The following is a 25,723-nucleotide window of genomic DNA, read 5'->3' as shown; positions in this document are numbered from 1 at the left end:
TGCTAAAACCAATAAAAAATCCGGAAAAGTTTTCCGGATTTTTATCATAAATTTCAATATTATTTAATCATCTTCACCTCCATCATCGATGAAATCATCGCCAAAACCATCATCTTCGTCTTCGTCTTCCGTAGCAAACTCGTCATCAAAATCATCTTTAAAGTCTGCTTCTAAATCTGCAAAATCATCATCCATGAAAGCAGCAGCAACTGATGCTTTACCAGAAGCGCCACCAGATTTTCCTGGAGCCTTTAATGGAACGTTACCAAATCTAAAAACAGTAATAGGATAATTTACGGCTGGTTTCTCGTCTATAATCTCTACCAATTCACAGAAAAATTCCCATAAATCGATTAGACCATACTGAAACTGCACTTTGTCTCCTACTTCTTCGAAGGCTTCCATCAGGTAAACATCTGACATAATTTCTCCGTCACCATCATCGCTCATGTCTTCTAGTGGAACGGTTTTTACTTCCATTCCTTCTTCGTCTAGAATAGTGAACATAGACAATTCGTCACCTTGCAAACTGAAAGCACTTTTAATCCCGTTATGTAAATTCCAAAGGGTTTGCTTTTCTTTAATTTCAATATCTCTAAAAATATTGTCTTTTGAATCTAGAATTACTCTAATTTTATAAACCATATTTTACTTTTTACTAATATTTAGAAGCTAATTGTATTAAAGTATTTTTATTGATTTTGATGTTTAAAATTTCGGTTACAAAGATAAAACAAAAGAAACTTGACTTTCTAAAAAAATAAATTTTTATTCAAAAAAGTTTTTATTAAATTCCCAGCGTTTTCTGGTGCCAATATACAGAAATTATTAATACTACAAAGCTTTTTCTAGATAAAAAGTGAAGAGCGTTCCTTCTAGATATTTGCTTTCTACAGTAATGCTTTGATGGTGAGCTTCTAGAATATGTTTTACGATGGCAAGACCTAGCCCAGAACCGCCGTCTTTACGGTTTCTGCTGGTTTCTACCCTATAAAATCTTTCGAAAATTCTAGGCAAGACTTCTGGCTTGATTCCCATTCCGTTATCTTGCACGATAATTTTCACTTTTTCTTGCTCACTTTTGGTGATTACTTTAATCAAAGCTTCTTCCCTATTAGAATAATGAATGGCGTTTGAAATAAGATTGGTAAGTACTTGAGAAATTTTTTGCTTGTCTGCTCTTACCATAATAGCAGTTTGCGAGGTTTGCAAAACTAATTTTGCAGATTTTTTATGCGCTTCGATTTCTAATAAATCGAAGATTTCTTTTGTCAAAGCATTGATATCAAAAACAGAATAGTTGATAGAAATTTCTGCGGCTTCGTATTTAGAAATCTGGTCTAAATCAGTGACGATGTTCAGTAATCGTTCTACAGAATTCCCGATGCGTTCTAGATATTTGTCTCTAATGTTTAAATTCTCTACAGCACCATCTTTCAGCGTTTCTACATAACCTTGAATAGAAAAAAGTGGCGTTTTAAGCTCATGAGAAACATTCCCGATGTATTCTTTTCGGTAATCTTCCATTTCTTTCATCATGTCGATTTCTGAAACGTTTTTTTGGATTCTCTCACCTAATTGTTGGAAATTTACATTTTCCTCTTCTTGAAGAATATTTTCGGGGAGAATATCAGAAATTCGCTTAATTTGTTTCTTCCCATAAGAATTAAAGAGTAATTCTAACACGAAATAATTAAGCAATGCAATAAAAACGAGACTGATGCTTAGATAAAAGTAAAAAGAATGAGTATCTGCAATCACTTTTTGTTGCACGTAATTGAAAGCCAAGGCTACAATTGCCATAGCACAAGTAAGAATACATGCTGCAAAAAGTGAAAGTCTATTGATTTTCATATTACATTTTCTGAGAAAGAGGTAGAATTACACTACTAATTTGTAGCCAATTCCTTTGAGAGTCTGTATAGAATTATCTCCTAATTTTTCTCTCAATCTTCTGATGTGTACATCTATGGTTCTTTCTCCTACAATCACATCATTCCCCCAAACTTTGTCTAAAATTTCTTCTCTTTTAAAAACTTTTTGGGTATTAGAAGCTAGAAGATACAGCAAATCAAATTCTTTTTTCGGGAGTAGGAAATGTTCGCCGTTTTTGGTGACTTTAAAATTATCTTTATCAATCACCAAGTCGCCTAGTTCTATTAATTTAGACTGTTCTGCAACTTGAGTAGTAAGTTGTAAAAGTGCATTAACTTTAGAAATAAGCACTTTTGGCTTGATAATTTTCACAATGTAATCATTAGCTCCTGCATCAAAACCTGCTAACTGAGAAAATTCTTCGCTTCTAGCAGACAAGAAAACAATTAATGTTTTTTGAAGTTCTTTTATTTGACGCATTTCTTGGCACGTTTCTATCCCATCTTTTTCTGGCATCATTACATCTAGTAAGATTAAATCTGGGATAATTTCTTTGGCTTTTACGATGCCTTCATTGCCATTATTAGCTGTAAAAACCTGATATCCTTCTTTTTCGAGGTTGTATGACAAGATTTCTAAAATATCTTGTTCATCATCTATTAAAAGAATCTTTTTTCCTTTCATCTATACATTTTAACCTCTCAAAATTAATGAAAATTTACATTGGAAACACGAATATTTAAAACTTCACAATAATTTAACATAAAATAATTTTTGGTAAAGATTTCTTAAAACAAAATTAATTTTTGCTAAACCAGACTTGCACGTGTTTCTTTATTTCTTTGCGCCAAATAAGAAGTAAAAAAATGAATTATAGAAAAATAAGTTTAGCAGCCCTATTTTTAATGGCATCGCAACAAATGATTTTTTCTCAAGTTACTAAAACGGATTCTACCAAAACGAAAGCCGAAAAAGTAATAGAAGGAGTTCAATTGAGAGGCAATACCAATAAAAAATCTGAAAGCGCTATCTTAGGCGAACAAAGAAAAGCTATAGTACAGAAACAGTCTATTGGTGCAGAAGAAATTTCCAGAAAAGGGATTTCTAACCTAGAACAAGGACTTACCAAAATTACAGGGATAAACACAGTAGAATCTAGAGGTTTATTCGTGAGAGGATTAGAAGAAAGATACAACTCATTATTAGTCAACGGATTAGCAACTCCCTCTAATAACCCATTCCAGAAAATCATTGAATTAAAACAATTCCCAACTGACATTGTAGGGAAATTTGACGTTTATAAAACCTATAACGCCAATCTTTATGGAGATTTTGCCGGAGCTACTTTTGACATAGAAACTTTAGTTCCAGAGAATTCTTTTACTAAAATGGATTTTTCGGTAGGTGTAAATTCTATAAGCACTTTTAGAAATAATTTTAAAATTAATCAGAATGCTTATAACATGTCTGGTTTCATTGGCTTAAATGCTGAAGACAGACAACTTCCTGCAGAAGTAAATGGTTACAGACCAAGTGGAACTTACATTCCTAACACTTCATTTAAAGATACTTGGAATGTAGATAATGCTAAATCGCTTCCTAATACATCCATAGGATTTACTACTTCACAAAGATTTAAATTTAAAAATGGTGGAAATTTTGGATTCCTTATTAACCTTACTCAAGGTAGTGAATATAACTACAAAGAAGGAAACGACAACACTTTTGACACCAACGGTGTTTATAAAAACAAACTTTACAAAAAAGAATACAATTACAACATTCAATCTACTGCTTTAATTGGTTTAAGCTATAAAAAAGCTGGAACTAAAGTAGATTTAAACGGTACTTTCTTACAAAACTCTTTTAACCAAATTCAAGATTATGATGGTTATAGAGATAATAAGGACCAAGATATTATGTTCTTCCGTACTAATCAACAAGACCTTTCTAGGTTAACAGATGTACAGTTATTGGTTTCACAAAAATTAGGAGACAGACATCAGTTTAAAGCTGGTGGAAGCTGGGTAAACAACTGGTTCCAACAACCTGACAGAAAAACTTTTTATGGTTTCAGAACGGGAGACAATCAATTATTGATGAGTTACGGTGGAAACAACCTCATCAGACAATATCTGGATTTAAGTGGTGTAAATTATTTTTCAGCAATGGCAGAATACCAAGTAAATCTTGGCAAAAAACAAGAAGACAATTACTACCCTGTTACCATTTCTGCTGGTTATAATGGATTTGCAGACAGCAGAACCATGTCTTACCGTTTTATTTATTCTACAACAACTGGGGTTCAAGATATTATCAACATAGATTCACCAGACAGTAGTTTTGCCACCGCAAATGCTAATGGGAATTTCCAATGGCAAGAAAGTGCTCAACCTAACTACAAAGCTTTCCTTTATCAGTTTGTAAATGCTGGATATGCGAATTTAAATTTCAAGCCTAATAAATCTTGGGATATTCTTGCAGGAATCAGAGCAGAAAATAACATTACCATTACCAGATATAAACTGATTACAGATAACATCAATGGTAGCTTCAGAAACATTACCAAGAATCAAAATTATTTCTTGCCTTCTCTTTCTGTTAAAAAAGCGATGAATAACAAATCAAATTTAAGACTTGCAATAAGTAAAACGATTACAAGACCTATTCTTATTGAAACGATGCCAATAGAATATATTAACCCAGACAACAATACCATTTTGGGGAACTATAATATTCCGAATACAAGTTTTGGCAAAGATTTCAAAGGTCTAGACAATAGTCAGAACTACAACTTTGACTTGAAATATGAGATTTTCCCTAAATCAAGTGAAATTTTCGCAGTTAACTTTTTTGGAAAAATTGTAGACAGAGCTATCGAAAGAAGTTTAATATCATCTTCTAACTCTAATGGTACCACTACTACTTTCTTTAATGCTAAACAAGCAAAACTTGCAGGAGTAGAATTAGAAGGTTCATTCAATTTAGGAAGAATTTCAGAAAACCTGAACAGATTAAACATGGGAGCAAACTTCACATATATCTATTCTGATGTAGAAAAATCTGACGCTCAAAAATCTGAAACCAATTTTAGCAAAAAAAGAGGATTACAAGGTGCAGCTCCATGGATGCTAAATGTTGATTTAAAATATGATTTCAAAAATGTCAAAAATCTAAAGAGAACCGCTTCTTTGGTTTACAATACTTCTGCTGAAAAAATCTATGCAGTTGGTTTCGGAGGATTAGATCATGTTTACGAGCAACCTTTTCATCAGTTAGATTTCATTTTCCAATCTGAACTTTCTAAAAAAGTAGATGTGAAATTAGGCGTTTACAACATCCTTAACCAAACTTACAAACTAAAAATGGGCGACGAAAGCACCGTTAATATCTCAACTCCTAATTTATTGTTAGAAGACTATAAAAAAGGAATTTCTTATAACTTAAGTTTCGGAATTAAATTTTAATAAATAAGTAAAAATAAAAATTATCAATTAATATGAAAAAGAACATTTTCAAATTATTAGCATTAGCTACAGTTTTCACAATTTCATTGCAATCTTGTACTGTAGAAATTAGAGAAGATGCAGACAAACCTACTACAGATGGTTCAGGAACTACTACTGGTTCTGTAATGTCTGGTTCTGGAACACTTTCTGGAACAATTACTAAAGACTTAACCATCAAAAAAGGAACTTACTATATAGATGGATTGGTAAGAATAACAGACGGAGTAAAACTTACTATAGAACCAGGAGCTACTTTTTATGCTAAAACGACTACAACAAGTGGTTTAATTATCCTAAAAGGTGCAAAAGCATATATGGAAGGTACAGCTACTGAACCTATCGTTTTCACTACAGAATCTAAAAAACCTGGAGATTGGTGCGGTATCACAATCTACGGCGATGCTCCTATCAAAGCTAACGGAGGTGGCTCTACTGCAACTTCTGAAGATGGATTGAATCAAATTTATGGAGGTATAGATGTAGGTTCTAACTCAGGTGTTTACAGATATATCAGAGTAGAATATGGTGGTAAAAAAATTGGAGACGGAACCTCAGAATTTAATAATATCACTTTCTATGCTGTAGGTTCTGGAACTATTGTAGAAAACATCGTTTCTTACAAAGGTACAGATGATGGCGTAGAATTTTTCGGAGGAACTGTTTCTGCTAAAAACTTCATTTCTTACGGAAATTTTGATGATTCTTTTGACTGGCAAGATGGTTGGTACGGACAAGACAACAGCAATTGGTTCGCTTACCAAACAGGAACAGGAAACTTCGGTATGGAAATAGAATCTTCTAACAATGCTGATGCTAACTTCCCTAAAGTAGCAGGTGTTACATTAATTAGAGCGGCAGGTACAAATCCTGAAACTGCAGGTTCTTCTGAAATTTCAGCAATCCAATTTAAAAAACATGGAAATGGTAAATTTTCAAATGTTTACATAGAGGGTTACAAAAACACAGGTGGTAAAAATGCTTTTCCAGTTCTTATCCAAGATTCACCCACGGATGTAAGCCAAGTAATCGCTGGAAAAATTGCGGTAACTCCTATTAATGTTGTAAATTCTGACAATGCAGGAGTTTGGGGTTATTCTGGATTCACTTCTACTGCTCCAAAAACAATTACCAATTCTGCAGTAGCTAAAGTTTCTATCACTGGCGGAAATTGGTCAACTGTAGAAGGTGTAGATTTAACATCTCTTTTAAAATAATTTAGCAGTCAACCTCATATCAAATGAATTAAAAAATAACCGCGCCCCGAAATTCTTCGGGGCGCAGTTTATTATGTCTTAAAATGTTAATTAAAAATTATTCCTCATCTTCATATTGCTCTAGATAATAGGCAAAAGTAAAATCTTCTACCTCATCTTCTGCATCTTCTAAAGTAGTGAGTAAATCTTCGAAAATTTCTAATTGCTCTACACTCATATTGACAAACTCTAGATGTAGCGGTATTTCTATTTCGCCTGTAATAACATCAAAAAGCGCATCGAGATTATCCCCGAAATGCTCTGGTAAAGTCAATTTTTCTTTGAGTTGAGCATAAAAATCCTCGTAATCACCAATTTCTAAAAAATCTATATATACTTCCATAATTTTATTTCAAGTTTCAAAGTTAGTAAACATCTCGCTTCCAACATTCAACTTCCAGCAAATTTATTTTTCCTCGAAACTTCTGTAATGATCAAACGTTACGAAAACCAAACCATCATTAGAAAAAACTACTCTATCTGCATTTCTATTGCCGCAATTGTAATTAAGGTCTGCCTCGAAATATTTTCGACCGGATTTTGTTGGGAGCGATTTTTGTCGGTTTGTCCAGATATCACCACCTATTGCTTTTCCAGGAGCAACTTCGCAAAGATTTCCTTTGCTTAGAACCCAACCCAAAGATTTTGCTTCGGATTTCGTGATGTAATAATCTGGTAATTCTCCGTGTTCTTTTAGATATTTTACCACCAATTCATCATTGGTAAGTTCATCAATATTATTGCTTGAAGTATTGTTATCATCAGAAAAATCAGATTTACTTCCCTCAAAATCATCTTGATTTTTCTTTGATGAATTTTCGTAAGAATAAGAATTGTTTTGATTCTGGTTGTCAGATTTCTGATACGTAATTTCTGTATTTTCTGTATTGTTTTTCTTCTCAATCTTATAATTATTGAAAAGATACATCAATAACAATCCTGCAACAAAAGCAAGGATAATATAAAAAAATGATTTTTTGCTTTGCATAAACTAGATATTTATGATTTCAAGTTTTCTTTAAGTTCTAAATTTTCTTTATTTGAAATATAAATAATGAATATTGAATATATCAGAAAAACATACAATCCGTATTTAACATCTGCAAATCCATCTATAATCCCAGATTTCACAAACAAAATTGTAGAAATTATAAGTAAAATAATGTTTGCAACTGCCAAATTCCTAACCTTCAAAAACTTTCTTAACCAAGAAAAAACAATCATTAAAATTGAAAATATTATGATAAAAGTATATGAAATAGTTGAGAAAAAATCTTTGTCGTTTAAAAATTCATTATTAAAATTCTGTTTTAAAACAACTAATCCTAATTGATATGCATTTAAATTAGTTTCTTTATAAATTCTAATATAACCAGAATCGTCATTTTGATATTCAATTTTCTGAAATAGCCCTTTTGCATTATGGTCAATATTTTCTACAGTTTCTCTTCTTTCTTTACACATTCTCAAAAAAGGCATAAAGAAAATCAGAAAAGCAATAGGCGTAAAATTTTTGGTTTTGAGTAATTTCATAGGTTTTGTTTTTTTAATACAGCATCAACTTTCAAACCATTTTTCACCATAATATAATATAATGTAATTCTAAAATTCAACTTAATCTCTCCACTCTTCCGGAATATCACAAACCGGAATTGGATTCATTTTATGTTGCGCAGCTTTGTGCATTCTGCTGAAAATTTTATAAACTTCTAAGTCTCTTCCAGAATAATCAGTTTCGGTTTTTGTTCCCCATTCTTTTTGGATTTTTTCTAATTCGGGATACGTTGCCCCAATTTGTTGCTCATCTGTTCTGTCCACATCCCAAAGTCCATCAGTTGGAATGGCATTTTTAATAGATTCTGGCAAATCTAAAGCTCTTGCCAAAGCATAAACTTCGGTTTTGTACAAATCTGCAATCGGCGAAACATCTACTCCACCATCTCCGTATTTCGTGTAAAAACCAATCCCGAAATCTTCCACTTTATTGCCAGTTCCACAAACGAGAAGTCCATTGATTTGTCCGTAATAATACAAAGTTAGCATTCTCAATCTGCTTCTGGTATTGGCAAAAGCCAATTTTTCGGCAGGAAATTCATCATCTTTTACATCAAAAGTTTTGTACAACGCTTCGAAAGGTTCATTTAAGTCTACCGAAAACACTTCCACATTTGGAAATTTATTTTTTAGAAATTCTATATGCTCTAAAGCACGAGAAACTTGATCTTTTTGTTGACGAATTGGCATTTCTAGAGCGAAAACTTTCAATCCAGTCATGGCACAAAGTGTAGAAACCACACCAGAATCTACTCCACCAGAAACTCCGATTACATAACCTTTTACACCTGCTTTTTCGGCATAATCTTTCAGCCAAGAAACTATTCTTTCAATTATTTTTTCTGATTGCATTTTATTGTATTTTTGCGAAACTAATTTTTTGTAAAAATAATTAAAATTTTGCCGAACTCACAGATTAGTTTGGTCAAATGTTTTAGCCCATGAAAAAATATATTGCATACACTCTTCTTTTCAGTTTTTCCCTACTTCTATTTTCTTGTAATAAAGAGGCAGAAAACCGTTGGAATGTAGAAATTAAAAACGCAGAACCAGTAAAAATCACAGATATTTCTGCAGCTTTTTATAATGATAAAATTACGTTTCAGAATTTCAAGAAAGATTTTGGTTTTTTCTTGGCACCACAAGTTCCAGATGCTACTTACGAGAAAAAACGTTCAGATGCCATCGAAAAAAGAGTCTATAAAGACGCCTTAAATAAAAATAATCTGGCAAATTTAGAAAAACAATTGGCTACACTTTTTGCACATATAAAATACTATTTTCCTGAATTTAAAAATCCACAGGTGTATGTGTTATCTTCGGCTACGGAATTATATGAAGAACCTATTTTGTATGTTCCAAATGAAGGTGTTCTTTTCATAGACTTATCTGCATTTTTAGGCGAAAAATCAGAATTTTATGAAGGAATAGATGTTTACATGAGAAAAGAAATGACACCTCAAAATGTTTTGCCAAAAGTAGCAGAAACCATCGCTGCAGATTATGTTCCTGCAACTCCAGACCATAATAAATTTTTGGATAAAATCATCAATTTTGGAAAGTTAATGATTCTTCAAGACGCTTTTCTTCCTGAAACGATGGATCAATTCAAAATACATTATTCTAAAGACCAACAATCTTGGGCGATTTCTAATGAAGAAAATATTTGGAATTATTTTGTAGAAAACGACCTGCTTTTTAGCGATGACAATAGATTAGACGAAAGATTTTTGGCAAAAGCTCCTTTTTCTAAATTTTACACCGAAATTGATCCAAAATCTTCACCAAGAGTGGGTGCTTTTATCGGTTGGCAGATTTGCAGACAATATTTAGAAAAAAATCCTGAGGTAACTTTGCAAAAATTCTTGCATTTACCCGCAACAGAAATATTTAACAATAGTAATTATAAACCTAAAAATTAAAAAGAGATGCGAGATGCTTGTTACGAGGTAAACTCGGAACTCGAAACTCGGAACTCGAAACTCCAAAAAATGAGACAAACACAGATAACAATCAACGTAGAATTAGACGAAAATCACGTTCCAGAAAAAATGACTTGGAATGCTCAAGATGGCGGTGTAGAAAATCAAGAAACCAAAGCCACTATGATTTCAGTTTGGGACGATAAAGCAATGGAAGCATTACGCATCGATTTATGGACTAAAGATATGCCTGTAGATCAAATGAAAATGTTCCTTCATCAGATTTTTGTTTCTCTTGGTCATACTTATCAAAGAGCAACTGGCGAAGATGATGTAGCCAATAAAATTCAAGAATTTGCGGAAGATTTCGCTTTTATGAGTAAGATAAAATAAAATTGCAGTCGGCTTTCGGCAGTCGGCAATCAGCAAAATTTTAAAAAAACACAGCATTTTGTTCGCCGAAAGCAGATTGCTGAAAGCAGAAAGCAAAAAAATGAAATTCAATACCAAAGTAATACACGGCAATCAAAGCCACGAAAAAGTAACAGGTTCTGTAAATGTTCCTGTTTTTCTCACTTCTACCTTTGCACAAAAATCTCCAGGAGAACATTCAGGTTACGAATATTCCAGAGCGGCAAATCCTACTAGACAAGCGTTAGAAGACGCTTTAGCATCTATAGAAAACGGAGCTAGAGGTTTGGCTTTTGGTTCTGGTTTAGCAGCAATAGATTGCGTTTTGAAATTATTAAATCCAGGAGACGAAATCATCGCTGTAGACGATTTATACGGAGGAAGCTACAGAATGTTTACCAGACTTTTTGAGAAATATCAACTCAAATTTCACTTCGTAAATCTTGAAAATCCTGAAAATATTCTTCCGCTCATCAACGAAAAAACGAAATTGGTTTGGCTGGAAACACCTACCAATCCTTTAATGAAATTAGTTGACATTCAAAAGGTTGCAGAACTCATCAAAGGAAAAGATATTCTTTTAGCAGTTGATAATACTTTCGCAACACCTTATATTCAGACGCCTTTAGATTTAGGTGCAGATATTGTGATGCATTCTGCTACCAAATATTTGGGCGGACATTCTGATGTTATTGCAGGAGCTTTAATTGCCAAAACTCCTGAATTAGGAGAAAAATTACACTTCATCCAATTTGCAAGTGGAGGAATTTTAGGACCTCACGACTCTTATTTGGTTTTGAGAGGAATTAAAACTTTGGCTTTAAGAGTTCAAAGACATTCTGAAAACGGACAAAAAATTGCTGAATATTTACAAAATCATCCAAAAGTTGAAAAAGTCTTTTATCCTAATTTAGCGAGCAATCCTCAGTTAGAATTGGCAAAAAAACAAATGAAAACTTTTGGCGGAATGATTTCTTTCACCTTTAAATCGGGCAAAAAAGAAGATTCTATCAAATTTTTAGAAAATCTGAAAGTGTTCACTTTAGCAGAAAGTTTGGGCGGTGTAGAATCTTTGGCAAACCATCCAGCTTTAATGACTCACGCTTCCATTCCTGCAGAAAAACGTGCAGAATTAGGCATTACAGATGATTTGGTGCGTTTAAGTTGCGGAATTGAAGACGTGGAAGATTTAATTGCAGACATAGAACAAGCTTTTAATTAAAAATCTATGTTGACGAGAAAAGCCACTTTAGAAGATTTACCTCAACTGTCAAATTTATTTGACCAATACAGAAGTTTTTATCATAAGGAAAGTGATATTGATGGTGCTGAAAATTTTCTAAAAGAAAGATTAGAAAACCAAGATTCTGAAATTTTTGTAGCAGAAGAAAACGGAATTTTGATGGGTTTTACTCAATTGTATCCTTTGTTTTCTTCTACAAGAATGAAAAGATATTGGCTGTTAAATGATTTATTCGTCAATGAAAATCACAGAGGAAAAGGTCATTCTAAAGCTTTGATTGAAAGCGCAAAAGAACTTTGTATAGAAACAAAAGCTTGCGGAATTCTTTTAGAAACCGATAAAACGAACGAAATTGGCAACCAACTTTATCCAAGCTGTGGTTTTGAGCATTATACTCACGCCAATTTTTATGAATGGACTAATCCTATTTAATCTTTGATTTTGGATTTACGATTTCTAACAGAATAATGAAAAATTTTAAATCCAAAATCGTAAATCGTAAATAATTATGACTGAATTTCAAAAATATATTCAAAGATATTTAGACCTAATTCCATCTGATAATTGGTTGGAAGAAATGATCAATTCTGGAGCAGAAACCATTCAGATTTTTTCTGGTTTAGACAACGAAAAATCACTTTTTGCCTATGCAGAAGGAAAATGGACTTTGAAGGAATTACTTCTTCATTTAATAGACACCGAAAAAATTTTCCAATACAGAGCGCTTCGTTTTGCCAGAAAAGACCAAACCGAATTGTCTGGTTTTGATGAAGATTTATTTGCTGCAAATTCTTTTGCTAACGACAGAACTTTGGTAAGTTTGTTAGAAGAGTTCAGAATTGTGAGACAAACGTCTATCATTTTCTTCGAAAATTTACAAAATGCAGCACTTACCAACACTGGAAAAGCCAACGGAAACGAAATTTCTGTAGAAACCATAGGAAGATTAATCGTGGGACATAATTTTCATCATTTAAAAATAGTTGAGGAAAGATATTTACCGAATTTGAAATAATATTTTCAAAGAAATATTGAAATCATTTTCAAAACCATTTAATATTATCAATAGGAACGGGCTTTAGCCCGTTTTTTAATGAAATAAATTCAATTGGCTTTAGCCAAAATCTAAAATTTTATTATTTTTGATATAAAAACTAATATGCCTTTTATCAAAATTTATATTCATCTTGTATTTTCAACTCTAGACAGAAAACCTTTACTCAATTCTTTGGATTTAAGAATTAAACTTTGGAAACATATCAAACAAAACGCCACAGAAAAAGGAATTTTCATAGATATGGTTAATGGTTTTTCAGACCATTGTCATTGTTTAATCTCTTTAGGTTCTCATCAAAATATTGAAAAAAATAGTTCAGCTAATAAAAGGAGAATCTTCACATTGGCGTAACCAAAATCAATTGACAAAAGAAAAATTTGCTTGGCAAGATGAATATTTTGCAGTTTCTGTTTCAGAATCTATGATTGAAAATGTTAGAAATTACATCAAAAATCAAGAAAAACATCATCAGAAAAAAACTTTTGTAGAGGAATATCAAGAATTTATAGAAAATATAATTTTGAAAAATTAAAAGCTAAAGAATAAGTTTTGGCTAAAGCCAATAAGAATTACTAATTTTGAAAGCGGGCTAAAGCCCGCTCCTATTGATGAAAATGATTAGACTAAAAAAAATAATAACTTCGTTGATTCTGATTGTAATCGTTACATCATTACTTCCTATTCATTTATTTTTGCTTGGTTACGCCAACAAACCTAATGAACATTTTCTGTCCATTAACATTCAAGTTTTAATTTTTTATTCAATTCATTTTTTATTGTATTTTCAGATTGTAAAAAAATACTTCCATCAGAATTTTGATTATTTCGATACTTTACTGTGTATTGTTTTGTATTTTTGCTCTTACTTTTATTTATATAATTTTACTTAAATTGGAAAAAGCACTAGAAATATTGAAAAACGGCGGCGTAATCCTCTATCCTACTGATACGATTTGGGGAATCGGTTGTGACGCAACCAATGTAGAAGCCATCAACAAAATTTTTGAAATCAAAAAGCGTGAGAAAACCAAATCCATGATTATTTTGGTGGAAAACGAACGCCGATTACAAGATTTGGTAGACGTTCCAGAAATGGCTTGGCAAATTATTGATTTGTCTGAAAAACCAGTTACCATCGTTTATGAAAATCCTAAAAATCTACCCAAAGAAATTCTTGCTGAAGATGGAAGCATCGGCATTAGATTGGTGAAAGATGATTTTTGCAAAAAATTGATTTCTAAACTCAATAAACCTTTGGTTTCTACTTCTGCCAATTTTAGCGGAGACAAATCACCATTGAAATTCTCTGACATCTCGCAAGAACTGATTGATGCGGTAGATTATGCAGTAGAAGAAAACAGAGAAAGCGTTTCCAAATATTCTGGTTCTTCTGTGATAAAAGTCTGGAGTGACGGAAGAGTGAAAGTACTTCGCGAGTAGTCTTACCACAGCGAAACTGAGGTTAAACAGAGAACACAGAGGAACTACTTTGTGTTCTCTGTGTTTTTCTTGGTGTCTCTGTGTTTTAATCTTATCTTTGCAAAAAATTAATTTCTCGCAGATTTAGCAGAAACCGCAGATTAAACCTGCAAAATCGGCTCAATCTGCGAGAGTTTTTATACAAAAATGAAAATCACTTTAACCCAAAATAAAAATTTCAAACTTTTTAAAATCATTTCTAAAGTCGCCCAAGAGAAAAACCAAACGGTTTATATTGTTGGCGGTTATGTTCGTGACTTGTTGATGCAAAGAAAAGCGCCAACAGACATCGATTTTGTAACCGAACAAAGTGGAATAGAACTCGCAAAAGCGGTAGGAAAAGAACTCGGAGATTTGAAGGTTTCTGTGTTCAAAACTTACGGAACTGCGATGATTAAATACCAAGATTTGGATTTGGAATTTGTGGGCGCCAGAAAAGAAAGTTATTCCGAAGATTCTAGAAAACCAGCGGTAGAAACCGGAACTTTAGAAGACGACCAAAAACGCAGGGATTTCACCGTAAATGCTCTCGCAATTTCTCTGAATGTGGAAAATTTCGGAGAACTGATTGATCCTTTTAACGGAAGAGAAGATATGCAGAACAAAATTCTGCGAACGCCTCTAGAACCTGCGCAAACGTATTCTGATGATCCTCTCAGAATGATGAGAGCGATTAGATTTGCATCGGTTTTACATTTTGAAATTGAGAAAAATTCTCTAGAAGCCATCAAACAAGAAGCAGAACGCATCAAAATTGTTTCGATGGAAAGGATTATGGTGGAATTCAACAAAATTTTGTTGAGCGAAAAACCTTCGGTTGGTTTAAAATTGATGGAAGAGACTACGCTTTTAGAAAAAATTATTCCAGAATTAACGGCACTGAAAGGCATTGAAGAAGTAGAAGGACAAACGCACAAAGATAATTTTTGGCACACACTAGAAGTAGTGGATAATATTTCTAAAAATACCGATAATCTTTGGTTGAGATGGGCTGCTTTATTACACGACATCGGAAAAGCTCCTACTAAAAAATTTGTAGAAAAAATTGGTTGGACTTTCCACGGACACGAATTTCTAGGTTCTAAAATGGTGAAAAATCTATTTACAAGACTGAAATTACCTTTAGGAACTGATATGAAATATGTGCAAAAAATGGTAAAACTTTCATCCAGACCGATTGCTTTGATTGATGATGGAACTTCGGATTCTGCCTTGAGAAGATTGCTTTTTGATGCTGGTGAAGATTTAGAAGATTTGTTCACGCTTTGTAAAGCAGACATCACTACAAAAAACGCTTCAAAACAAGAAAAATTCAAGAAAAATTTTGAATATGTGGCGAAGAAAATCAAAGAAGTGGAAGAAAAAGACCACGTTAGAAATTTTCAACCGCCAATTTCTGGAGAAGAAATAATGGAACTTTTCAACTTAAAACCTGGCAGAGAAATCGGGATTTTAAAAGAAAAAGTAAAAGAAGCGATTCTAGAAGGCGAAATTGCCAATGATAAAGATGAAGCTAGAAATTTCGTTATTAAAGAAGCAAAACTTTTAGGCTTGGAATTATAAATCTCTCGCTGATTGCGCTGATTTAGTTGATAATTAAAAAAATCTGCTTGATCTGCTTAATCTGCGAGAAAAAAATATTTTACCATTAAGTTTTCAATTAAGGTATTAAGAATATTAAGAGAAATCCCTCAAAAATTTGAGGGATTTTATTTTAGTCTTCTACTTTATCAGAATAATCAAAATTTCTAACGGCTTCAAGCGTTTTATCAATTTCTACATCGTTTATTGCGTCTGAAATAAACCAAGTTTCGTAACCACTTGGGGGAAGATAAATTCCCTGAGCCAACAATTGATGGAAGAAATTATTGAACAATGAGTGGTTAGAATCTGCAGCTTCCTCAAAATTAGAGACTCTATTCGTGTGGAAGAAAATACTCATCATACTTCCTTTTCTATTGATTTTATGGGCAATTCCTTTTGCATTGAGAATTTTGCCAATTTCAAAATCTAGCGTTTCAGTAGTTTTATTTAGTTTTTCGTAGAAATTAGGATTGTTTTTGATGAGTTGAAGCGTGGTCAATCCAGCTCTCATTGCGAGAGGATTTCCGCTTAAAGTTCCCGCTTGATACACATCACCTCGTGGCGAAAGTTTATTCATGATTTCGTTTCTTGCAGCAAAAGCACCAACTGGCATTCCACCGCCAATTACTTTTCCGTAAGTCACGATATCTGCTTTTACATTAAAAAGTTCTTGTGCTCCTCCAAAAGCCAATCTGAAACCAGTCATTACTTCATCAAAAATCAATAAAGCGCCATTTTCATCACAAACTTTTCTTAAATTTTGTAGAAAGTTATTTTCCGGCAAAACGCAACCCATATTTCCAGCAACTGGTTCTACAATTATCGCGGCAATTTCACCTTGATTATGACGGAACAAATCCTGAACTTGTTCTATATCATTGTATTTTGCTAAAAGTGTATCTTTTGCCGTTCCAGAAGTTACTCCTGGAGAATTTGGGTTCCCAAAAGTGGCAGCTCCACTTCCTGCTTTAATCAAAAATGAATCAGAATGACCGTGATAGCAACCTTCAAATTTGATGATTTTTTCTCTTCCTGTATAACCTCTTGCTAATCTGATGGCGCTCATACAAGCTTCCGTACCCGAAGAAACCATTCTGATTTGGTCAATATTCGGGACATTTTCGATGATAAATTTTGCAATTTCTGTTTCTAATTCCGTAGGCGCACCAAAAGAAAAACCTTTTTCTGCCTGTAATTTCACCGCTTCTACTACCTCATCATGAGCGTGACCTACAATTGCTGGTCCCCAAGAATTGATGTAATCTACATACGTTCTGTCATCTGCATCTGTTAAATAAGCACCTTTCGCAGATTTCATAAAAATAGGAACTCCTCCTACAGATTTGAAAGCACGAACTGGCGAATTAACACCTCCTGGAATATATTTGTACGCCTCTTCAAATAAAGCCGAACTTCTTTGATATAACATTTTTTTGAAAGTTATGAGTTATAAATTATGAGTTAAATGATTTTATCTAGGTTTTCTATTTTTAAGATAAATTAATTGACCTTCTTTTACTTTATCTCCATATTCCATGCGGTTTTTGTCATAAAGTTTATCGAGTCTTATTGCAAATTTCTGAGCGATAGAATACATATTATCTCCTTTTTCGGCGCGATAGGTTTCTACACTTCCGCTAGAATTTTTCTTTTCGAGGAAGAGAATTTGTCCTTCTTTTAAAGTTTGTGAAGAAAGCTCGTTCCATTTCATCAATTTAGAAGTAGAAACGCCATATTTTTTAGAAATATCTTGTAAGTTTACTTCCGAAGCATCGTCATAATCTGGTTCCATTGGAATTACAATATATCTCAAAGCTTCATTAGGATGTGCTTTCATCAGAACCGATAATAAAACTTCTTCTTTGGTCAATTTTACAGGTTCTGGAGCATCAATTACCACTTTTGGAGCCTCTTCTTTTTTAGGTGTTGGTAAATTTTTAGCTAAAAATTCTTTATCATTCACCAAATCAGGATACAAAGCTAAAAGTTTTTCCGTGACTTGTTCTTTTTTGATATAATCAAATTCAAAAAGTTTATATTTCTGAATTTTATCAATCAAAATATAAGCATATCTAGGATTGGTAGCATAACCAGCTTTTTTCAAACCATGAGCCCAACCGTTATAATCTTTAGGGTCAAGTTGAAATAAATTTTTGTAAAAAGGACGATTCACCAAAAACAAAGAATGGTCTCTGTAAGATTCTCTAGGATCTTCATACACACGAAAACATTCATTTGGTGCGTCATCAGTATGACTCATAGTTTTGCCCGTCCAGTTTTCTTTACACTTAATCCCAAAGTGATTTTTCCCTTCTTGTGCCAATCTAGACTGACCACCACCTGTTTCTAAAAGTCCTTGCGCCAAAGTAATAGATGCGGGAATATTGTATAATTCCATTTCTTCTACTGCATATTGTGCAAATCGCTGAATGTACTGGTCTTCGGTTTTCCAAGTTTGGGCTTGGTAACTATTTGCAATAATTAATATGAATACTGAAAAAAATTTCTTCATTAACTTTCTATTTTGATTGTGGGTCTATTTTTCTTTTTCAACATTTCGTTTGCGCCTTTTATTCCTTGCAAACCTCCTGTATGAAAAGCTAAAATCTTGCTATTTTCTGGGAAATAATCTTCTTCTATGAGTTCAAAAATCTTCCTGAACATTTTCCCAGTGTAAACAGGCTCTAAAATAATGCCAAAATCTTGATAAAATTTATTTATAAAACGAATATTTTCGTCTGTTATTTTGCCAAAACCGCCATCAGAAGCATCAAAAATGGTAAAATTTTGTCTTTTAGAAAAATTTAAAATCCTTTTTTCCAAAGATTCATCTTTTACCGCTTTGAAACCTAACACTTTTTGATGTTCTTCAGCAAATTTAGAAATTCCAGAAAGGGTTCCTCCCGTTCCTATAGCGCTGCAAAGATAGTCAAAATCTTGAGTTTCTTCATTGAGCATAAACTGAATTCCTTCCACCGCATTTTCATTAGTCCCGCCTTCTGGAACTACCAAACTTTCGGGAAATTCTTCTTGAAGGTTTTTCATCAAAGTTTCCTTATCTCTATAAGTTTCTCTAGTTACAAATCTGAAAGTCATTCCGTTTTGGTGCGCTAAAGAAAGTGTAGGATTTTCTTGCCAAGAGTTTTCTAATTCATCTCCTCTGATAATTCCTAGAGTCTCGATGCCAAATTCTTTTCCCAAAGCTGCCGCTGCCGCAATATGATTAGAAAAAGCACCTCCAAAAGTGATGATTTTCCTTTCTGAAACTTCTTTTTCTAAATATTTTTTGACATTGTAAAACATTTTCCAATATTTATTTCCTGAAATTTCTGGATGGGTAAGGTCTTCCCTTTTGATGAAAAGTCTTACTTTTTTTCCGATAGGAATTTCTACAATTGGAATTTTATGTTTGGGTAAATTCATACTTAATTATTGTTCATTAAAAATCACACTCTGTACTTCCAAAAACTCCAGATTTTTCTGGTTTCGAGGTAGTTTAAATCTTCTTCCATAGCGTAAGCTTCTCTTTCGAAACTGATATTTCGGTAAGCCAAATGTTTGTCTTTTAACTTCAAATACCAATAGTAATATTCTACTACATACCACAAATAAAAGAAAATAATAAGGAGTTCTAATTGCTGACGAATGTGTATTTTTTCGTGATTAATGAGTATTTTATTTTCCTTAAACGCTGATTCACGAAGAAAAATGAACGGAAAAATAGTAATTCCGTTGATTCTAGTCTTTCGGAGAAGGCGTAAACTCAAAATAATCATAGAACAAAGATATGAAAAGTTAAAAGGAGCAATTATCACAATGATTTAAAAATATGATTGAATTTTTTGTAATTTTATGGAATGAAATTTGATAAAGAATTAGTAGAAGGCGAAGATTTTTATTATAATGAATTAGGCTACAAAGTTTTCACCGAAAGATACCACTTAAAACGGGGTTATTGCTGTAAAAGTGGTTGTAAACATTGTCCTTATGGTTATGATAAAAAGACTGATTCTTTTAAAAAAATTGAGAAAAAACCACATAAATCATAAAAAATGAAGAAATATTTTTTCCTTTTGTTGGCTTCAGCAGCACTTTTTGTTACGTCTTGTTCACCATTTAATGTGAGAACTGACTATGCTGAAACTGCCAATTTTAGTTCTTATAAAACATATCAGTTTAGAGTAGATGATTTAAAACTGAATGATTTAGACAAAGACCGTGTTTTAAACGAAGTAGCTAAAAACCTACAAATGAAAGGTTTATCAGCATCTCAAACTCCCGATTTAGTTGTAAACTTGAAAGCTTCTCATAAAAAAGTAGAAGATACCAGAATTGAGCCTAGTTTCGGAATGTATGGTTGGGGAAGACCTTTTGGTTGGGGAGTTGGAATGAGCAGAGCTTGGACTACCGATTACAACAGAGGAAGTTTGATTATTGACATCGTAGATGCTAAAACTGGAAAATTGGTTTGGCAAGGTGTAGGAAGCGGAATCAATGTAGATTCTCCTAAATCTAAGCAAAAACAAATTCCAGCGATTGTAGCAGAGATTATGGCCAATTATCCTCCTGTGAAAAAATAAAAATCCTTTTCACTTGAATATTATTGTCTAAAAACCTACGGCGCGAGCAAAGCTCGCGCCGTAGGTTTTTTCTTACTTTAAAACAAAAAAATCGGGAATTATTCCCGATTTTATAATATTGTAATAGATAAAAATCTATTATTTTTCTAAAACTTCTGTAATAGGATTTCCTATGTTTCCACTTGGATTTTCCACTTTCAGCATTTGAGCTAGAGTTGGTGCAATATCTGTCATGTGATATGGTTTTGCACTTTGTCCATTTTTAACTTTCCAACCCATAAAAATTAATGGAATGTGAGCATCGTATGAATTCCAAACACTGTGGGTAGTTCCTTTTTTAGCGTAAGTTGGCAACATACCATCATGCGAAACAATTTGAATATCTCCACTTCTTTGCCAATTGTAACCATTGATAATTCTGGTTTTAATAGGTTCTGGAATTGCTGCTTCAGCTACATCTTCTAAATCTACAGCGTATAGAACTCTTTTGTCTTTATTTAATTGTGAAAGAATATTTTTTTTCACCTCATCTGCATCCAATCCTTTTTCCTTAATAGTATTGTGGTTGAGATAAATTTGGTAATTATCAATTCCCAGAATTAATTTACTTCCTGCATATTTTTTTTCTAGCTCTTCGCCAAGATTTTTTTCTAAACCATCATCAAAGAAGCCTGTCATCATTTTATTGGCTTGCATGTATCCTTCAGCATGAGCGCCACCGTGATCTGCAGATAAGAATACCAAGTAGTTTCCTTTTCCTACTTTTTTGTCTAACTGCTGAAAAAACGCTTCTAAATCTCTGTCTAATCTTAAATAAGTATCTTCTATTTCTATAGAATTTGGGCCAAAAGCATGACCTACATAATCTGTAGAAGCAATATTTATTGCTAAGAAATCTGTAATATTATCTTCACCCATTTTGTAACCTTTAATTGTAGCTTCAGCCATTTTTAGGGTTAAAGAATTTCCAAAAGGTGTGGTTCTGATGACTCCTTTTTTTGCATCATAATCTTTAGCTAAATTTTCATAAGGAAAAGTAGGTGTTTTAGCGCTTCCTAAAAGACTTTCCCATGCAACATTATCCTCTGTACTTTCGAAATATTCTGAAATAGGAAGTAATGTTTTCCAACCTTTTGAAACTAATTTTTTACCGTTTTCTTCTTTGTTAAATTCATTCAACCACTGTGGTAATTCTTTCAAATAGTAATCAGAAGTGATGAAATTTCCTGTGGTTTCATCAAACCAAAAAGCCGCAGTAGGATTATGTCCTGCTGGTAAAATAGAAGCTCTGTCTTTTAATGAAACGCCCACTACTTTTGAACGAAAATTGGTTGCAATTCCTAACTGGTCTGTAATGGTAGTACTCCAAAGATTTCTAGGAGAATGCTGACCTATTTTTTTAGCTTCTGTTCCTACAGCATTTACCGTTTCATCTGTAGTACAGTAAACGTTTTTGCCTGTTTCTTTATCCGTCCAGTCGTTTCCCGCAATTCCATGAATCGATGGAACAGAACCTGTATAAATAGAAGTATGACCTAATGCAGTAACCGTAGGAATGTAATCTATCATCACATTATTAAAACTGTAGCCTTCATTTAATAATCTTTTGAAGCCACCGTTTCCATATTTTGCTTGATATTTATACAAGAAATCCCAACGCATCTGGTCTACTACAATTCCTACCACTAATTTTGGTCTTTCTACTCCATCATTATATTGAGTATTTTTATTTTTTTGTGCATCTACAGATAACAAAGCCAATGTTACCAATGCAAGAGTGCTAATTTTTCTAAGCATTTTTCTAGAAATTTTAATTTAGGCAAATTTAAAGGTTTTTATTGTAGCTAAAGTTTAATTTTACATTAAAAATTAAATCGTCTGACTTCACAAAAAAACGCACCTAAAAGATGCGTTTATTTATTTCAAAAGAAGAGTTTTTTAGAATTTTAAATCTCCGTTTACTTCTCTTACCGCTGCTGCTGCAGTTGCAAATTTTTCTTTCTCTGCTTCAGTTAATTCGATTTCTACGATTTTTTCTACTCCATTTTTACCGATAATCGCAGGAACACCTAAACAAATGTCAGATTGTCCGTATTCTCCGTCTAACATAAGTGAACAAGGAATCATTTTCTTTTGGTCACAAGCAATTGCCTGAACCATTACAGAAACTGCTGCACCTGGTGCATACCAAGCTGAAGTTCCTAATAATTTAGTTAATGTAGCACCTCCTACTTTAGTTTCTTCTACTACATACGCTTTTTGTTCTTCAGTTAAGAAAGAAGTTACAGGAACACCATTTCTAGTTGCTTTAGATAATAAAGGAAGCATACCAGTATCTGAGTGTGCTGCAATTACCATTCCGTCTACATCAGAAATTGGAGCTTCTAAAGCTTCTGCTAATCTGTATTTGAATCTTGCAGAATCTAGAGCACCTCCCATTCCAATGATTTTATGCTTTGGTAAACCAGAAGTTTTGTGAACTAGGTAAGCCATAGTATCCATTGGGTTAGAAACCACAATAATGGTTACATTAGGAGAATGTTTTACTAAATTAGCCGTTACATCTTTTACAATTCCTGCATTAATACCGATTAACTCTTCTCTAGTCATTCCCGGTTTTCTAGGAATACCAGAAGTGATTACCGCTACATCTGAACCGGCAGTTTTACTATAATCACCAGTTGTTCCCGTAATTTTAGTATCAAAACCATTCAAAGAAGCAGTTTGCATTAAATCCATTGCTTTACCTTCAGCAAAACCTTCTTTAATATCTACTAAAACTACTTCTGAACAGAAGTTTTTCATGGCGATATATTCTGCGCAAGATGCACCTACAGCTCCTGCTCCAACTACAGTTACTTTCATTTTTTTTATTTTTTTAAAGTTTAAAATTAAGTTGCTCAAATTTAATGATTATTTGAGGATTAGACAATTTTCTTGATATGAATTACATCCTAATTTTAAAATTTTTCAATCGTGTAAATAGATGTAAAAATTACCATAAATCAAGGGCAAAAACAGAGACATTGCTTACCTTTGTTTTAAATTTTGAAGGATGGAAAATTTTTTGAAGCATTTACAAGACGGATATTCTAACAGAAAATATGATTTAGACAAAAAGAAAATCGAAACCTTTATCGATGATTTTTTCAGATTTGTATTTTTTCTAGAACTTCAAAGATGTGCTTCAGAAAATGAAATCGCCCATCGATTACAACAATTTAAAATAGATTTTATCAAGATTCTGTATTCTGTTTTTGATGACAAAGAAAAAGCCATAGAATGTGGAGAGTATTTTTTTACCAAATTCCCAGAAATCTATAAAACTTTAGAACAAGACGCTGCATTTGCCCTAGAAAATGACCCTGCTGCAACCTCTGTAGAAGAAGTTACTTTTTCCTATCCTGGTTTTTATACGATTGCAATTTACAGATTGGCTCACGAATTGCAACTGGAAAAAATTCCGTTGATTCCTAGAATCTGGACAGAGTTGGCGCACAGCAAAACAGGAATAGACATTCATCCCGGTGCTACCATTGGTTCGCCATTCTTCATCGATCATGGTACGGGAATTGTAATAGGTGAAACCTCAGAAATTGGAAATGGTGTCAAAATTTATCAAGGAGTTACTTTGGGAGCACTTTCTGTTTCGAAAGAAATTGCCAATACCAAAAGACATCCTACCATAGAAAACGGTGTAGTTATTTATGCGAATGCTACCATTTTAGGAGGAGAAACCGTGATTGGCGAGAACAGCATCATCGGTGGAAACGTTTGGATTACAGACAGTCTACCGAAAAATTCGGTGGTTTTTCATAAAGGTCAAGTGACGGTGAGAAATAAATTTCCGGGAGATGAACCGATTAACTACTTTATTTGAGGTAAAGGCTAAGGTTGAGGTAAAGGTTGAGGTTGAGGTAAAGGTAAAGGTAAAGGTAAAGGTAAAGATTGAGGTAAATAAAAAACTGAATTTAATTAAGATAACGAAACTTGCAGCCCGACTTGAACGGAGCTCTTTTTAAAATTTTTTGGTTCTCTCCTTTAGGAGAGTTAGCGAAGGAAAAATTTTAAAAAAGCGGGAGTGGAAGGCGGAAAAGCTGCCCAAATTAATAATATTTAAAATTTTAAAAATATGAAAGTTAACAATGTACTAGAAGTGATTGGCAACACTCCATTGGTAAAATTAAATAAGATTTTCGGGAGTGATGTAGAAGTGTGGATGAAATTAGAACGCCAAAATCCTGGTGGAAGCATCAAAGACAGAATTGCTCTTGCGATGATAGAAACGGCTGAAAAAGAAGGAAAAATTAATAAAGACACACTGATTATAGAACCTACTTCGGGAAACACAGGTGTTGGTTTAGCAATGGTTTGCGCGGTTAAAGGTTACAAATTAGTTTTGGTAATGCCTGAATCTATGTCTGTGGAACGCAGAAAACTCATGTCTGCTTATGGCGCTGAATTTGTTTTAACTCCTAGAGAATTAGGAACGAATGGTGCGGTAAAGAAAGCCTATGAATTGGCTTCTACGATTGAAAATTCATGGATTCCACAGCAATTTGAAAATGACGCGAATCCAGAAATTCATAAAAATACCACTGCTCAAGAAATTTTGGCAGATTTCCCAGAAGGATTTGACTATGTGATTACAGGTGTAGGAACTGGCGGTCATATTACGGGCGTAACCGAAGTTCTGAAAGAAAAATTCCCGAATCTGAAAAGTTATGCCGTAGAACCTACAGATTCTCCCGTTTTAAGCGGTGGAAATCCTGGTCCACATCCTTTGCAAGGAATTGGAGCTGGTTTTGTACCAAAAGTGCTGAATTCTGAAATCCTAGACGGTGTGATTCAAGTAGAAAAAGCAGAAGCTTTTGATTTTGCTAGAAAATTAGCTGCTCAAGAAGGAATTTTAGCAGGAATTTCTACCGGTGCTTCTCTTGCTGCAATTGCGAAAAAATTGGGCGATTTACCAAAAGGCGCTAAAGTTTTGACCTTTAATTATGACACTGGCGAAAGATATTGGTCTGTTCCAGATTTGTTTCAAGAAAACGAATCTGAATTGAAATAAATTGAAAACGCTCCAAAAATTTGGAGCGTTTTTTTGTCTCTCGCTGATTTTGCAGATTAAGCCGATGTTTTTTAAAATTAATTAACCGCAAAAGAGAAATAAGAAAAGATTGAAAATAAGAAATTCAAAAGGACAAAAAAGTAAATTTTTGTCCTTGATTTTTTTTGTCTATCGCTGATTTTGAAGAT

Annotated in this window: 28 protein-coding genes; 15 read left to right on the top strand and 13 right to left on the bottom strand. The window is 33.3% G+C overall.

What is annotated here, in order from left to right; genetic code table 11:
• Positions 1-63 precede the first annotated feature (63 nt).
• The 3 genes from C3729_RS00330 to C3729_RS00320 all read right to left on the bottom strand — a co-directional run bounded on the left by C3729_RS00330 (position 64) and on the right by C3729_RS00320 (position 2,559).
• Positions 64-645: an IS1096 element passenger TnpR family protein gene (locus tag C3729_RS00330; RefSeq protein ID WP_104792321.1), complete on the bottom strand. Its 582-nt coding sequence runs from the start codon at positions 643-645 to the stop codon at positions 64-66.
• A 189-nt stretch (positions 646-834) separates the two neighbouring features.
• On the bottom strand, positions 835-1,854 hold the full coding sequence (locus C3729_RS00325; protein WP_104792320.1) for a sensor histidine kinase: 1,020 nt from the start codon (positions 1,852-1,854) through the stop codon (positions 835-837).
• A 27-nt stretch (positions 1,855-1,881) separates the two neighbouring features.
• The gene (locus C3729_RS00320; protein ID WP_069797791.1) at positions 1,882-2,559 is read right to left on the bottom strand and encodes a response regulator transcription factor; all 678 of its coding nucleotides are present in this window, start codon (positions 2,557-2,559) and stop codon (positions 1,882-1,884) included.
• Between the two features lie 182 nt (positions 2,560-2,741).
• On the opposite strand from C3729_RS00320, the gene C3729_RS00315 reads away from it, so the two are divergent.
• Together C3729_RS00315 and C3729_RS00310 are read left to right on the top strand one after the other, a co-directional pair.
• Positions 2,742-5,342: a TonB-dependent receptor plug domain-containing protein gene (locus C3729_RS00315; RefSeq protein WP_104792319.1), complete on the top strand. Its 2,601-nt coding sequence runs from the start codon at positions 2,742-2,744 to the stop codon at positions 5,340-5,342.
• Positions 5,343-5,374: 32 nt separating this feature from the next.
• The gene (locus C3729_RS00310; protein ID WP_104792318.1) at positions 5,375-6,598 is read left to right on the top strand and encodes a hypothetical protein; all 1,224 of its coding nucleotides are present in this window, start codon (positions 5,375-5,377) and stop codon (positions 6,596-6,598) included.
• Positions 6,599-6,695: 97 nt separating this feature from the next.
• Here the strand turns inward: C3729_RS00310 and C3729_RS00305 are convergent, their stop codons facing one another.
• The 4 genes from C3729_RS00305 to nadE all read right to left on the bottom strand — a co-directional run bounded on the left by C3729_RS00305 (position 6,696) and on the right by nadE (position 9,043).
• Entirely contained in the window at positions 6,696-6,983 is a 288-nt protein-coding gene (locus tag C3729_RS00305) for a barstar family protein (RefSeq protein ID WP_104792317.1), read from the bottom strand.
• Between the two features lie 60 nt (positions 6,984-7,043).
• Complete coding sequence (locus C3729_RS00300; RefSeq protein WP_260204276.1) at positions 7,044-7,625, bottom strand: ribonuclease domain-containing protein; 582 nt, start codon at positions 7,623-7,625, stop codon at positions 7,044-7,046.
• 11 nt (positions 7,626-7,636) lie between these two features.
• Positions 7,637-8,170, bottom strand: a complete 534-nt coding sequence (locus tag C3729_RS00295; protein ID WP_104792316.1) for a hypothetical protein — start codon at positions 8,168-8,170, stop codon at positions 7,637-7,639.
• An 81-nt stretch (positions 8,171-8,251) separates the two neighbouring features.
• Complete coding sequence (gene nadE / locus C3729_RS00290; protein ID WP_104792315.1) at positions 8,252-9,043, bottom strand: NAD(+) synthase; 792 nt, start codon at positions 9,041-9,043, stop codon at positions 8,252-8,254.
• Between the two features lie 89 nt (positions 9,044-9,132).
• On the opposite strand from nadE, the gene C3729_RS00285 reads away from it, so the two are divergent.
• From C3729_RS00285 to C3729_RS00250, 9 genes are all read left to right on the top strand, one after another.
• On the top strand, positions 9,133-10,113 hold the full coding sequence (locus tag C3729_RS00285; RefSeq protein WP_104792314.1) for a gliding motility protein GldB: 981 nt from the start codon (positions 9,133-9,135) through the stop codon (positions 10,111-10,113).
• Positions 10,114-10,182: 69 nt separating this feature from the next.
• The gene (gldC, locus tag C3729_RS00280; protein ID WP_104792313.1) at positions 10,183-10,506 is read left to right on the top strand and encodes a gliding motility protein GldC; all 324 of its coding nucleotides are present in this window, start codon (positions 10,183-10,185) and stop codon (positions 10,504-10,506) included.
• A 100-nt stretch (positions 10,507-10,606) separates the two neighbouring features.
• Positions 10,607-11,746 carry a trans-sulfuration enzyme family protein gene (locus tag C3729_RS00275; RefSeq protein ID WP_104792770.1) on the top strand — a complete coding sequence of 380 codons (1,140 nt, stop codon included), beginning with the start codon at positions 10,607-10,609 and terminating at the stop codon, positions 11,744-11,746.
• Positions 11,747-11,752: 6 nt separating this feature from the next.
• Positions 11,753-12,199, top strand: coding sequence for a GNAT family N-acetyltransferase (locus C3729_RS00270; RefSeq protein ID WP_104792312.1), 447 nt, complete (start codon positions 11,753-11,755; stop codon positions 12,197-12,199).
• A gap of 76 nt (positions 12,200-12,275) precedes the next feature.
• Positions 12,276-12,782, top strand: a complete 507-nt coding sequence (locus C3729_RS00265; protein WP_104792311.1) for a DinB family protein — start codon at positions 12,276-12,278, stop codon at positions 12,780-12,782.
• A gap of 144 nt (positions 12,783-12,926) precedes the next feature.
• Complete coding sequence (locus C3729_RS13335; protein WP_260204275.1) at positions 12,927-13,175, top strand: transposase; 249 nt, start codon at positions 12,927-12,929, stop codon at positions 13,173-13,175.
• Positions 13,126-13,356: a transposase gene (locus C3729_RS13330; protein WP_260204274.1), complete on the top strand. Its 231-nt coding sequence runs from the start codon at positions 13,126-13,128 to the stop codon at positions 13,354-13,356. The genes C3729_RS13335 and C3729_RS13330 overlap by 50 nt, the downstream gene beginning before the upstream one ends.
• 359 nt (positions 13,357-13,715) lie before the next feature.
• A complete protein-coding gene (locus C3729_RS00255; protein WP_069797817.1) occupies positions 13,716-14,264 on the top strand; it encodes an L-threonylcarbamoyladenylate synthase in 549 nt (182 codons plus the stop codon).
• A gap of 186 nt (positions 14,265-14,450) precedes the next feature.
• Positions 14,451-15,866 carry a CCA tRNA nucleotidyltransferase gene (locus C3729_RS00250; RefSeq protein WP_104792310.1) on the top strand — a complete coding sequence of 472 codons (1,416 nt, stop codon included), beginning with the start codon at positions 14,451-14,453 and terminating at the stop codon, positions 15,864-15,866.
• Positions 15,867-16,017: 151 nt separating this feature from the next.
• Here the strand turns inward: C3729_RS00250 and hemL are convergent, their stop codons facing one another.
• The 4 genes from hemL to C3729_RS00230 are packed head-to-tail and all read right to left on the bottom strand — an operon-like array spanning position 16,018 to position 19,663.
• The gene (gene hemL, locus C3729_RS00245; RefSeq protein ID WP_104792309.1) at positions 16,018-17,316 is read right to left on the bottom strand and encodes a glutamate-1-semialdehyde 2,1-aminomutase; all 1,299 of its coding nucleotides are present in this window, start codon (positions 17,314-17,316) and stop codon (positions 16,018-16,020) included.
• A gap of 42 nt (positions 17,317-17,358) precedes the next feature.
• The gene (locus tag C3729_RS00240; RefSeq protein ID WP_104792308.1) at positions 17,359-18,399 is read right to left on the bottom strand and encodes a glucosaminidase domain-containing protein; all 1,041 of its coding nucleotides are present in this window, start codon (positions 18,397-18,399) and stop codon (positions 17,359-17,361) included.
• Positions 18,399-19,310, bottom strand: coding sequence for a 1-aminocyclopropane-1-carboxylate deaminase/D-cysteine desulfhydrase (locus C3729_RS00235; protein WP_104792307.1), 912 nt, complete (start codon positions 19,308-19,310; stop codon positions 18,399-18,401). Before C3729_RS00235 ends, C3729_RS00240 begins: the two co-directional genes overlap by 1 nt.
• Positions 19,311-19,333: 23 nt before the next feature.
• Positions 19,334-19,663: a hypothetical protein gene (locus C3729_RS00230; protein WP_104792306.1), complete on the bottom strand. Its 330-nt coding sequence runs from the start codon at positions 19,661-19,663 to the stop codon at positions 19,334-19,336.
• 81 nt (positions 19,664-19,744) lie between these two features.
• Here C3729_RS00230 and C3729_RS00225 point away from each other — a divergent pair, with 81 nt between their 5' ends.
• Both C3729_RS00225 and C3729_RS00220 read left to right on the top strand, forming a co-directional pair.
• The gene (locus C3729_RS00225; protein WP_104792305.1) at positions 19,745-19,936 is read left to right on the top strand and encodes a DUF5522 domain-containing protein; all 192 of its coding nucleotides are present in this window, start codon (positions 19,745-19,747) and stop codon (positions 19,934-19,936) included.
• 3 nt (positions 19,937-19,939) lie between these two features.
• Entirely contained in the window at positions 19,940-20,467 is a 528-nt protein-coding gene (locus C3729_RS00220; protein ID WP_104792304.1) for a DUF4136 domain-containing protein, read from the top strand.
• Between the two features lie 138 nt (positions 20,468-20,605).
• On the opposite strand, the gene pafA is transcribed toward C3729_RS00220, so the two are convergent.
• Both pafA and C3729_RS00210 read right to left on the bottom strand, forming a co-directional pair.
• A complete protein-coding gene (gene pafA, locus C3729_RS00215; RefSeq protein ID WP_104792303.1) occupies positions 20,606-22,264 on the bottom strand; it encodes an alkaline phosphatase PafA in 1,659 nt (552 codons plus the stop codon).
• Between the two features lie 141 nt (positions 22,265-22,405).
• Positions 22,406-23,332 carry a malate dehydrogenase gene (locus C3729_RS00210; RefSeq protein ID WP_104792302.1) on the bottom strand — a complete coding sequence of 309 codons (927 nt, stop codon included), beginning with the start codon at positions 23,330-23,332 and terminating at the stop codon, positions 22,406-22,408.
• A gap of 190 nt (positions 23,333-23,522) precedes the next feature.
• Here C3729_RS00210 and epsC point away from each other — a divergent pair, with 190 nt between their 5' ends.
• Entirely contained in the window at positions 23,523-24,347 is an 825-nt protein-coding gene (gene epsC, locus C3729_RS00205) for a serine O-acetyltransferase EpsC (protein WP_104792301.1), read from the top strand.
• A 252-nt stretch (positions 24,348-24,599) separates the two neighbouring features.
• Positions 24,600-25,535, top strand: coding sequence for a cysteine synthase A (gene cysK / locus C3729_RS00200; RefSeq protein WP_104792300.1), 936 nt, complete (start codon positions 24,600-24,602; stop codon positions 25,533-25,535).
• The last annotated feature ends 188 nt before the right edge of the window (positions 25,536-25,723 follow it).

The organism is Cloacibacterium normanense, from assembly GCF_002943105.1.
In the GTDB taxonomy this organism is placed as follows: Bacteria; Bacteroidota; Bacteroidia; order Flavobacteriales; family Weeksellaceae; genus Cloacibacterium.
The sequence above is the reverse complement of the archived record's forward strand: the minus strand, read 5'-3'. Positions and strand labels throughout refer to the sequence as shown.

Bases quoted from the DNA above. Each gene is read 5' to 3' on its own strand.
- C3729_RS00330 (WP_104792321.1), bottom strand. From the start codon at position 645: ATGGTTTATAAAATTAGAGTAATTCTAGATTCAAAAGACAATATTTTT.
- C3729_RS00230 (WP_104792306.1), bottom strand. From the start codon at position 19,663: ATGATTATTTTGAGTTTACGCCTTCTCCGAAAGACTAGAATCAACGGA.
- hemL (WP_104792309.1), bottom strand. From the start codon at position 17,316: ATGTTATATCAAAGAAGTTCGGCTTTATTTGAAGAGGCGTACAAATAT.
- C3729_RS00270 (WP_104792312.1), top strand. From the start codon at position 11,753: ATGTTGACGAGAAAAGCCACTTTAGAAGATTTACCTCAACTGTCAAAT.
- C3729_RS00225 (WP_104792305.1), top strand. From the start codon at position 19,745: ATGAAATTTGATAAAGAATTAGTAGAAGGCGAAGATTTTTATTATAAT.
- nadE (WP_104792315.1), bottom strand. From the start codon at position 9,043: ATGCAATCAGAAAAAATAATTGAAAGAATAGTTTCTTGGCTGAAAGAT.
- C3729_RS00240 (WP_104792308.1), bottom strand. From the start codon at position 18,399: ATGAAGAAATTTTTTTCAGTATTCATATTAATTATTGCAAATAGTTAC.
- C3729_RS00325 (WP_104792320.1), bottom strand. From the start codon at position 1,854: ATGAAAATCAATAGACTTTCACTTTTTGCAGCATGTATTCTTACTTGT.
- C3729_RS00220 (WP_104792304.1), top strand. From the start codon at position 19,940: ATGAAGAAATATTTTTTCCTTTTGTTGGCTTCAGCAGCACTTTTTGTT.
- C3729_RS00235 (WP_104792307.1), bottom strand. From the start codon at position 19,310: ATGAATTTACCCAAACATAAAATTCCAATTGTAGAAATTCCTATCGGA.
- C3729_RS13335 (WP_260204275.1), top strand. From the start codon at position 12,927: ATGCCTTTTATCAAAATTTATATTCATCTTGTATTTTCAACTCTAGAC.
- C3729_RS00250 (WP_104792310.1), top strand. From the start codon at position 14,451: ATGAAAATCACTTTAACCCAAAATAAAAATTTCAAACTTTTTAAAATC.
- C3729_RS00295 (WP_104792316.1), bottom strand. From the start codon at position 8,170: ATGAAATTACTCAAAACCAAAAATTTTACGCCTATTGCTTTTCTGATT.
- C3729_RS00285 (WP_104792314.1), top strand. From the start codon at position 9,133: ATGAAAAAATATATTGCATACACTCTTCTTTTCAGTTTTTCCCTACTT.
- cysK (WP_104792300.1), top strand. From the start codon at position 24,600: ATGAAAGTTAACAATGTACTAGAAGTGATTGGCAACACTCCATTGGTA.
- C3729_RS00310 (WP_104792318.1), top strand. From the start codon at position 5,375: ATGAAAAAGAACATTTTCAAATTATTAGCATTAGCTACAGTTTTCACA.
- C3729_RS00300 (WP_260204276.1), bottom strand. From the start codon at position 7,625: ATGCAAAGCAAAAAATCATTTTTTTATATTATCCTTGCTTTTGTTGCA.
- C3729_RS00275 (WP_104792770.1), top strand. From the start codon at position 10,607: ATGAAATTCAATACCAAAGTAATACACGGCAATCAAAGCCACGAAAAA.
- gldC (WP_104792313.1), top strand. From the start codon at position 10,183: ATGAGACAAACACAGATAACAATCAACGTAGAATTAGACGAAAATCAC.
- epsC (WP_104792301.1), top strand. From the start codon at position 23,523: ATGGAAAATTTTTTGAAGCATTTACAAGACGGATATTCTAACAGAAAA.
- C3729_RS00315 (WP_104792319.1), top strand. From the start codon at position 2,742: ATGAATTATAGAAAAATAAGTTTAGCAGCCCTATTTTTAATGGCATCG.
- C3729_RS00210 (WP_104792302.1), bottom strand. From the start codon at position 23,332: ATGAAAGTAACTGTAGTTGGAGCAGGAGCTGTAGGTGCATCTTGCGCA.
- pafA (WP_104792303.1), bottom strand. From the start codon at position 22,264: ATGCTTAGAAAAATTAGCACTCTTGCATTGGTAACATTGGCTTTGTTA.
- C3729_RS00265 (WP_104792311.1), top strand. From the start codon at position 12,276: ATGACTGAATTTCAAAAATATATTCAAAGATATTTAGACCTAATTCCA.
- C3729_RS00320 (WP_069797791.1), bottom strand. From the start codon at position 2,559: ATGAAAGGAAAAAAGATTCTTTTAATAGATGATGAACAAGATATTTTA.